This window comes from Patescibacteria group bacterium, from assembly GCA_020148045.1.
Lineage (GTDB): Bacteria > Patescibacteriota > Minisyncoccia > Minisyncoccales > GWA2-38-27 > JAHCRG01.
In genome coordinates, this window is the sequence record JAHCRG010000008.1 from 1 (window position 1) to 9795 (window position 9795).

A 9795-nucleotide genomic window follows, 5' to 3' on the forward strand; every position below is an offset into this window, starting at 1 on the left:
GAAAAAGTCTCGCGCACGAGGGTGAAGAGCAGAATGGGAAAATTTAGTACACGCTGTCGGAGGGAAATTGTTGTCTCGTCGTACATAGCAATATGGTCCGTCTCAACCATAATGGCATCGACTTGGGGAATGGTGTATGATTGGCCCGACTACCTCCATGTTAAATATGGGTTCCCCATAGTCTGGAGCATTCATACTTTAAGCACGATAGCGGGTCCTGTTAATATCTGGGATGTAAACCTTTCGAATCTCATTATCGACCTCTCTTTATGGCTGGGGCTGATGGTAATAATTTTAATTATTATGTTATACCGCGCGCGAGCGAGGGAGCGGCGAGAGAGATAGATGTCAAGTTTACCGAAAATGGCTACTTGGTCAAGGTTGACGACCTTCGGGAACAGATAATCTGGATAGATAGCTCTTTACCCTAGGCATTTACTGTATGCGATAAGATCTACGCCGTAGATGTGGCGTCTCATCTTGCCTTCAGTTGCCAAGTTAGATAGTTTCTAACTCTTTAAATTAGATTTTCTAAAAAGAGACCTTATTAGGGGCTAGCTTTGCCCACGTAGTGCGCGCAGGCGGATTCAATTATTGGTTTGGATGATGTTGAAGACGGCTATCTGCCTCTTGTTCCATCTATCTTCTCTTCAGGCTTGATGCCTGGCTCCTCCTCCGCAGGCGATGTGAGCGAGCTCATATTTTGAGACGTTGAGGATCATCTGAGCGCTGAAGCGGGAGTGCCGTCTCTTAATCCACGCCTTCCGCAGCATAATTCTCGTTTTCTGTGGATATCCGAACCCGATCTACCGTAGCTTTTCAAGCCGTTTCTGAATCCGAGGGTTTTCCTCAGGCAGCTAAGGTACTACCCTTCCCCCTTCCTCTGCTGCGGCGGCTCAAAATTATCTATTTAGCTGGTTCACATGAGTATATGTATTCTTGATATGTATCATGGGTCCATGAAATTCATATTTGCAGCTGGCGGCTGCGGAATCGGTCGCCGTGGGTAGATGCTTGAAAGATAATGGATGGATATTAACCACCTACAGGTCTTCGGAGGACGGGAAAACGGTTTATAAAATTAAAAAGGTTAGACTCTAGCTGCTCTTTGGGCGATGAACTCATCTCCGAGAAAGAGAGGAGACGTAGTTTAGTGAAAAAATCTAATTTTGTTGAACATTACCTAAGAAAGGTGTTAGGATTAAAAGCAGAAGAGCAACTTGAAATTTCCTTAACTAAAGCTTCTACTTTTTTAATTATCATTTTTGTCTTAATTCAATATATTTCTCAAGTCTTGTTTTAATAGAAGAAGTATTAACATTATCAAATAGAACAGCATCAATTTCTTCTCCTTTATCTAAAATTTCCATCTCAGAATAGCTTCTACCTAAATTTTTACATATTTCTTCAATACTATCCTCTTTCTTTTTCAATAATCTATATGGTACAGGTAATGTTTTAATGATTGAGGCTTCAAGTTTTAGAGCTCCACCACCTAAAGGTACGCCATTCATCTCTGCCAACAATCTAAATGTATTGGTATTAGGCCACACCCACAGATACTTTGGCGGTAATTTTTCTTTATTTGGTATTAACGTAACGAAGTTAGCGTCTGTTAAGACTTCTTTAGTTTCTTCAATTAAATAGCTTCTTAAAGCGCCTCCCGTTACTCTAGGAATAATTATTTTTCCATAATGCCTAGGACGTATTTTAATTTGATACCAAAATGTGGGTGGAGGTGGGATTGTATCTGTATTTTTCAGATGAGGAATATAGACATTCGTTCTTACTGCGGATAATTCACTAGCAGGTACTCTTTTTTGTCCTTTACCTTCGTAGGGAACTGAGGCGCATTCACGTAAATGTTGAGCCAATTCTTCAGGAATTATATGATAATCTTCTATTTTCCATTCTTTAATCCATTTGTTTGGATATTTGGATTTTATTTCTTTAATATCTTCAGAAAGAATAGAATTATTTAAATTTAAAAGATAAGTATTAGTATGTTTTAAATTTAATTTAAGAGGAGCGTCTGATGTAATTTTTTGGATGACGGGAATTACAAAATTTGGATTTAGATGAAATGTCTTTTTTACCTTTTTCCCATTTCTAGTAACTGTTGATGTAAACTTATTGAGTTTTAAATGTGATTTCTTAACATAAAAAACCTCATTACAACCTGTTCGTAATCCTTGGTGAACTTCCCATCCAATTGAGTCAAAGGTAAATAATTTATAATTTTTAAGATGATTTGGTATATCTATATTTTTGAATTTATTTATTTCTACATATTCACGAAGACCAATTTTATGTTCAAACCATTTTTTAAAACTAACTCTAATATTATCATATGTTTTTGGTTCGTTAATAGTATTAATCCAGGACCAAAAATCTTCCTTAATAATAGATTTTAAATAATGTTTGATATCATCTATATTATTTTTAAAAATTTCTACATGAGGTATACCATATTCCAATTGGTTTTTTGATGGTTCTCCTTTCGTATATATTATTATATTTGTTGGGATTTGTGCCCTAGGAAACCAATTCCCATTTCTTTGAGTTACTATTCCGTGCACGGTCCCATGATTTGTAAGAAACCTTTGAATGTTTTCTCCATAATTTCTTTCTAACCAGTGATTTGTCGTGACAAAAGCGATTTGACCGCCATCGTCCGATAAGAGCCAAGATAAAATTATAGTATATACAGCCAGATCACTATAACCAGACCAATTTTTAAATAATCGATTTAGTTTATATTTTATACTCTTCATTTCTGCAATTTCCTTAAGGATACCAAAAATGTATTTTCTATAATCTTCTTTTATATTACCAAAATCTCCAACCTTCTGTAAGTTTTGATAACTTATATATGCCGGATTTCCTACGATAGCATCAAAATGAAAATCTTTGTTTTCATTGACCCGATTAAAAGCCCATGTGAAAATATCTTGATTAATTAATTTTACTCGATTATTTAGAACAAGTTTTGCTGCTTTTAAAGGTAAATCATCTATATCAACTCCAATAATTTTCGCATCCTTAAACCGTTTTAATGCTCCTAATAAGAAAACACCGTGGCCTGCCATAGGATCTAAAATTTTTTTTGGATTGTTTTTCAGTCCAGACAATATAAAATTAACTATTGATGGTTTTGTAAAATATTGCCCTAAACTTTCAGTAATTTCTCCCTCACATAAAATGGGATAATTTTTCCATACGAAAATAGGACCAAATTCATTATAGCCCAAATTTATTAATTCTATTATTTTATTCCATTTTTCTACTAAAGAATTAGTTAATACTGATGGTGCTTCACAGATATTGTAGAAATTTTGATCTAAATTTGATTCATTTTGTATAGAAGATAATATTTTAGAATAGAGTGTTCTCCTTAGACTTTCTTCGAGGTATTTTGCATTAGCTAATATTTCATCAACTAATTTTCTCTCAGACATTATGAAAGCGCCTTCTTGATTTCTTTCTTTAAATACCAATTATTCCCTTTTTCATCTGCGATTTGTGATAAAATTCTTTTAAATTCTTTGGCATTTATTGGAATAGTTTGACCCATGGATAATCTATAACCAACAAACCTACCGAAAAGATAATCAAAAGACCTTTCAGGAGTTATCCTATTTTCCAACTCTTTTAAACGTCTAATAATATATTCTCTAGCATTTAATAACTTATGATCTTTAGTAAAATTATTTTTATGTTTAGGTTTCAACGCTAAAATGATAGGGTCTTTTTTAACGGCACCTTTAGTAGTTGTTTGCTTAAAACTAGTTTGGGTTTTATCAAGAATGGAAGTATCTATTATTTCGAATCCTGAATGTAGAATAGACCTTTGAAGAGCATTCCAAATTTCTTTACGTGTGTTATGAAACACTACAGTCATAAACCCTCCAGGCTTGAGAACTCGGAAGTTTTCTCTAAATGCTTCAGTTAATAATTTTTCATAATTTTTAACATCTTTTCCTTGATAATTACTAATAATCGTCTCGTAAGTATTATCAGTGAAAAAACCTAGCCATGCTTCCGATAAGAAATTAAGTTCAGAATATTGAATATTTTCACCAAAAGGCGGATCTGTAAAAATATAGTCCACTGAGCCTGATTTTAAGCCACTATGTTGTGCTGGTTGAGTTTTGACTTCAACATTTATAATCCATTTTGATGTTTTTTCTAAAGCTTTTAGAATCGCTTTGAACTTTCTTCTTACTCCTAAAAAAACATTCTTCTCTACTGGACAATTTGGTATATATAGGACACCTGGTTGTGCACTTGTATTGACGGGTCGGTTGTTTCCTTTTTTAAAAACAAATCTAGTCATTAAAGTGGAATTGGCTATGTTATAACTAGAAATTGCCAATATTATAGCTGACCTAAATTTTTCTGGAATATTTTTAGTTTCATCAAAAAGAACTGAAATAGCAGTTAAATTTCTAGGCGTATAAAAATGATGTACGTGAGTAATATCTCTATGATATCCTGATCTATACATTTCACCCCATTTTTTACCTTTTTTTTCACCCATCATAGGAACCGGCTTAACTGAATCTGGTAGTGGTATTTTTTCTATCTTTTTTATATCTTCATAATCTTTTGTTATTGCATTTCTTGACCATTTTTTATTATTTGTTGTTCCATATATTCGATATGGGATTCTTTTTACTCTTTCTTTATCTTTTTTTAATAATTTATCATATGCATTTTCTATAATTGGTTCAACATTTTTAGAATCAATAATATAATAACAGTTAGGACATTTTGTTTTTTCTTTGAATTCTCCCTTATTAAAATCGACAAACATTTCTATAAATGGTACTTCAAAATGACAATTACTGCATTTTATAATATCACTAAAATAAGTATATCTAATTATTCCTTTTTTACCTTCCAAATCTGTAGTTTTATATATCCAACCCCATTTTTCTTCAATATTTTCCATCCATTTATAAAATATCTTTTTAAGTACTCTAGTGTCAATAGAGTTTAACAATGTACGTCCAATAAATGTTGGAAGCACCCCTATATCAATGCAAATAGCTCTTCTTGGACCCCAAATAGCAGCTTCTCTTGCTTCATGACCTAAGTAATTCAAAATATCAGGATTTTTTTCGGAACAACTGGCGGCAGCCATACCTGTGCTACAAGAACCAGCAAAAGAATCGTATACTAAATCTCCAGGTTGGGCATGCGCTAATATAAATGGTGCAATGCTTCTATAATTTATTTTCGTTGGATATGGATGTACCTGAAAAATCGCTCCTTTTCTAGTTGAACGAACGGGTTTTTCATACGGATTAAAGGCTAACGATTTATCGTTACCGAATGATTTTTCGTTAAACTCTTTACAAGCAATCATTTTCCAGAAACCTCCAAAATACTCTCCGATAAACGGTTAAGTTCTTCCAATTCAGAGCTAATAATTCTTGAAAAACGTCTCCGTCTTGACGCAAGAGATAGACTAGTATCGAGGTAAGTTCTATCTGATTGAACGATCTGTCTTGCACGCTGATTTATTCTCTTAGCTTCATTAGCTAATTCTATATGCTCAGGTAATCCTGGATCAAAGCGGGGTATTAATGAAAGCGGCAATTCATGAATGTGCTGTTCACCAAAAGCACCAAGAGCTTGTTTATCTTTAATTGCGTCATTTATTGGTTTACTATTTAACATACCACAAACATACCATGCTTCGTTTTCGCTTGGTGCCCTCCATGCATATAAAGTCTGATCATTTATGAATGTAAAATCCATTTCACTAGTATCTAACACACATGATGTAACATTCGTTCCCCCAGCTCCATATAGTACTAAAAATTCGCATTTTTCTGTAGATTGATTGATTAGTTTATTTCTTCTTTTTAACCAAGTAGATAAATCCTTTCTACTTAATTCTAGTAGTATTTCATCGACCCTTTGGAACCATCTTCTAGCGTGTATATGGCCTAATCGTAAGAGTTCTCTAACATCTAATATTCTAAAAGAATTATCTTCAATTTGTACTGGTAATGCAGCATAAACAGGTTCACCATGAACAAATGGAAGCACTGCATCAGATTTCAGTGTATTAAAGATATACTGTTTTTCTATTGTTCCAGTCAGACTAATCGTATCGTATGGAGCTTTGTTTAAGGGATTATTAATTTCACTTTCAGATGTAGTGATGCTTAATATTTCAGCATCTTTTCTGGTTAGAATATCAACAATTACCGATCTACGAGGCATCAAATCTGCTCCTTGTTTAAAACCTCTTTTGTACCTTAATGATGCTTCATGATACACCTGTTTAGAATAAGAATAGCTAGACTTTGCTCCTAGAGTTGTTAAATATAAAATTTTTTCTTCGTAAGTTAATGTATCGAAAGGATTACCATGAAATTGCTTACACGGGAGTTCTTTTGGAAAACCAGATGGATCACCTGATTTATTTCCAAATATTACACATGCCGGTCTTTTGAACAATGGCTCAACATCTACTAAATCCCAGAGGTAATTTATTGATAAAGATGCTTCTTGTAAAAAGTCTGATTTCCTCAACGGGTCATGTTGGTAACCATTCAATATAACTCTGGGTAATATGAATGCAAAGGTACCTCCTTTTTTTAAATACTTATTAGCACAGTGAATACTAAACATAGTAGAAATTTCCATATGATGTCTTGATGGACCCAATGGCGGTAATTTATAATACTCTATTAGGGATTCTAACTCTTCTTTATATCTTGCTGCTGGAAATGAACTCATTGCTAACCAAGGAGGATTAGAAACTATGACATCAAATTGTTCTCTAAGTAATGATGGACGATAAGTATTTTTCAATACAAAAGCCCACACTATGTTCCTTTTCTTTCGAATGCGCTCAATTAACACATAAAATAAATCAGTTAAACCCTCAATAAGAAGGTCATGTTCAGATTGTGTTAAATCAAATTGAGAAATAATTTCTTCAATTCGTTCCTCTAATGATCTAAGGCCTTCATCAGGAGAGATTAATTCTAATGCAGCATCTCTCGCAAATGTACTAACTATTTGTATGAGCTGATCAAAAACTGTAGTTCCTTCTGAAAAAACTTTTGAAGGAAGATGTATTTCTGCTGAATCTAAATTAACCTCGATTACATTTTCTTCAGAAGAAGAAATTCGTAATTCAGGAAGAAATAAAGAGTCACAAAGATAGATTGGGATTTCCACAGGACGATTAGAAATTTTAAGTAGTTCCGAAAGAGTTAACATTATTGTAGTTTTTGCTATTACAACAGATACAGGATTTATATCAAGACCACAGATATCATCTAATATGATTTCAAGGATTTGAGGTTTTGAATATTTACCATTAAGACGCTCCATTTTTTTCGCTAGTACAGATCTAAGGAAACTACCTGTTCCACAAGCAGGATCCAATATTTTTTTATTTTCTTCTTCACAGCCCTCAATATTATCCACTATTTGATTAACAAGCCATGTAGGCGTAAAAACTACCCCATATTCTGTTTTTTGTTCAGGCGGCATAATTTCTGCATATATTTCTGTAAGAAGATCAAATTTTGGAGCAGAACGGAAATCTAACCATTCTAACTTACGATGCAGACTTTCCAATTCGGGAGCAAGTTCTGTTATTATATCCCTATGTTTAACCCATCTAAAGAAATCATTTTCAACAAAGTTCTGAACACGATGGGTCCCAGATTGGAAAAATTCGCCAGTTACGCACCTAATCGGAAATGTTGGATCTGTTTGTTCTTCTACAGTGGCAATTGCAAATCCTGCAAGTAATCTCGATAAAATAACCAAATAAACGTGATCTAAATAATTTTCTTCATTAGGTCGAGCAGTTTGATCAAAACAATTCTCAATAAATCTCGACCATAGATTTAAACCTAGTTCAACTTCACTTTGTTCATAAATTTCTTCCCAAATTTTTCTTAGAGCTTTTTTGAAGTCTCTATAAATTTTTGATCTTAAACCAAATTCATCAACAATATATTTAGCATTTGCAATAATCGGTACTTCCTCAAATACAAGCCGTTCTACGGTCTCAATAAATCTATTTGGATTATCTGATGAGAAGAAATAAGAACGCTTTTCTGATAAAATGACATCTTCTGGCTTTATGCTTCCTAAAGGTATTCTTGGATTAACACTTACTTTGTATTCATGCCAATTAAGAATATCTGTACTAATACCTTTAGTTACTGCTTCTTTTCCCTCTTCACACATAATACCTGCTACATATTTTTTAAGTTGGACTTCAGCAACATTCTGCTCATTAACTCTTTCTACACTTGTCTTATATTCTATAATTAGAGAACCTTTTTTAGTATCTATTCTTCCTAAAACAACATCTTCCTCCTCTGATGGGGGGATTTTTACCGTTTTTTCTGCACCAAGGGCGTATTCTCTTATTTGCCAAGCATATTTAGGAAAGAGAACTATTATGTAACCTATAAAAAGCTCTCTCCTACCTGTTTCATTTATCTCTGGATTTCTCTCTAGTGTTCTTAATAAATTTTCAGCAGCTCTTTCTGGACTAATTGACATAGCTGTAAACTCCTTGTTTGACATGAAAAAGTTTGAACATCATGTAAATATTTTTTAAAAATATTTTCATATTATTTATGTATAGAAATTTTGACTTTTGAGAAAAAAATGTTTGATAATATAGGAACTTTGAAAAGGCTTGTAGAAAACGATTTCTTGGTAGACTGAATGAGGTCGGGATGATAAACTCCAAAGCCGAGAGCTTTGTGGGAAGACTCCCTCTCTGAGACTTAACCAAGGTGAGGGCGTAGGAGAAGACGGATTTAACCATGGCGCTCCTGATTGTTGTAGCCTCTTTCAACCAAAGTAAACCCCCCCTGGCCAGCAACATAGAATATCCCTCGTGCTACTGATACTACTGCGTACGAAAGCTTATTAAACTTTAATAGTGAAACTAAAATGATTCTAAATGGTTAAATGCCCTAGATGTGGAATGACGACGCAACCAACTGGCAAAGAGTGGAAGTACAGCGTTTTTGACGCTAAATCATACAACTGCAAAAAATGCAACAAACAATTTATCGCATATTACCGAGATGGTAAATTGAGCCATACTATTCCAAAATCATCTTAGCAAAATGGACCATCAAGGTAAGAACCTTGCTTTCGTGTGATAATCAGGACATATTAGGTTGCTATGGAGCATATATAGGCAAAGAAACCTTCTACCTCAATAACGGATTTCCTTCATAATACTATCTGATTTATATGTCAAATAAAACTGATTTCACAAAGAGGATAAGGAAGTCTTTTGTTGAAAACGAAAGTAAGAGCATAATCTACCATTATGATGACGGTCTTTTGGAGATAAACTGGCAGGGATATAAGGTAGGCAAATTTTCGTTCAGTGAAGTTGCTAATGCTGTGTTAGGCCGTTTAAAGAACCTAAACTGCGATTACAAAACGATTCCTTATAGTTTCAACTCTGAAGCTTACGAGAACGAATTATTCGAAGCAGCTCCATGAGGTTGACGCCAAAGGATGGTTTGAATACATCCCAGTCTTTTTTTAATCAACGACCGTGGATCTACTGTCGACGGGGGGCCTTTGACTTCTGTCCTCTTATTCAACTGGGTCTTCAAGTAGTTGGCATCTCTTCTTACAATATCGACATTGCCAGCGTTTTTCTTAATGAACCTCCTCGTCCCATTCTTCTTCCTCAAGTATTAAGATCATAAGCTCGTCAGCGTCCTGTTGGTCTTCCTCGTCTATTGACCAATCATCGTCTAAAGTTCGACAAAACTC

At 34.1% G+C, this 9795-nt stretch carries 4 protein-coding genes; 1 reads left to right on the forward strand and 3 read right to left on the reverse strand.

Translation table 11 applies throughout. The annotated features are described in order from the left end of the window. Positions 1 to 1259: 1259 nt before the first annotated feature. From KJA13_03025 to KJA13_03035, 3 genes are read right to left on the reverse strand one after another with little or no spacing between them, the layout of a single operon-like run. Complete coding sequence (locus KJA13_03025) at positions 1260 to 3458, reverse strand: Eco57I restriction-modification methylase domain-containing protein (GenBank protein ID MBZ9577986.1); 2199 nt, start codon at positions 3456 to 3458, stop codon at positions 1260 to 1262. After that, positions 3458 to 5371: a DNA methylase gene (locus KJA13_03030; protein MBZ9577987.1), complete on the reverse strand. Its 1914-nt coding sequence runs from the start codon at positions 5369 to 5371 to the stop codon at positions 3458 to 3460. The genes KJA13_03025 and KJA13_03030 overlap by 1 nt, the downstream gene beginning before the upstream one ends. Next, a complete protein-coding gene (locus KJA13_03035; protein MBZ9577988.1) occupies positions 5368 to 8574 on the reverse strand; it encodes an N-6 DNA methylase in 3207 nt (1068 codons plus the stop codon). Before KJA13_03035 ends, KJA13_03030 begins: the two co-directional genes overlap by 4 nt. A gap of 684 nt (positions 8575 to 9258) precedes the next feature. On the opposite strand from KJA13_03035, the gene KJA13_03040 reads away from it, so the two are divergent. Continuing rightward, entirely contained in the window at positions 9259 to 9516 is a 258-nt protein-coding gene (locus tag KJA13_03040) for a hypothetical protein (protein ID MBZ9577989.1), read from the forward strand. Positions 9517 to 9795 lie beyond the last annotated feature (279 nt).

Excerpts from the sequence above, each read along its gene's own strand:
- KJA13_03035 (MBZ9577988.1), bottom strand. The coding sequence starts at position 8,574 with ATGTCAAACAAGGAGTTTACAGCTATGTCAATTAGTCCAGAAAGAGCT.
- KJA13_03040 (MBZ9577989.1), top strand. The coding sequence starts at position 9,259 with ATGTCAAATAAAACTGATTTCACAAAGAGGATAAGGAAGTCTTTTGTT.
- KJA13_03025 (MBZ9577986.1), bottom strand. The coding sequence starts at position 3,458 with ATGTCTGAGAGAAAATTAGTTGATGAAATATTAGCTAATGCAAAATAC.
- KJA13_03030 (MBZ9577987.1), bottom strand. The coding sequence starts at position 5,371 with ATGATTGCTTGTAAAGAGTTTAACGAAAAATCATTCGGTAACGATAAA.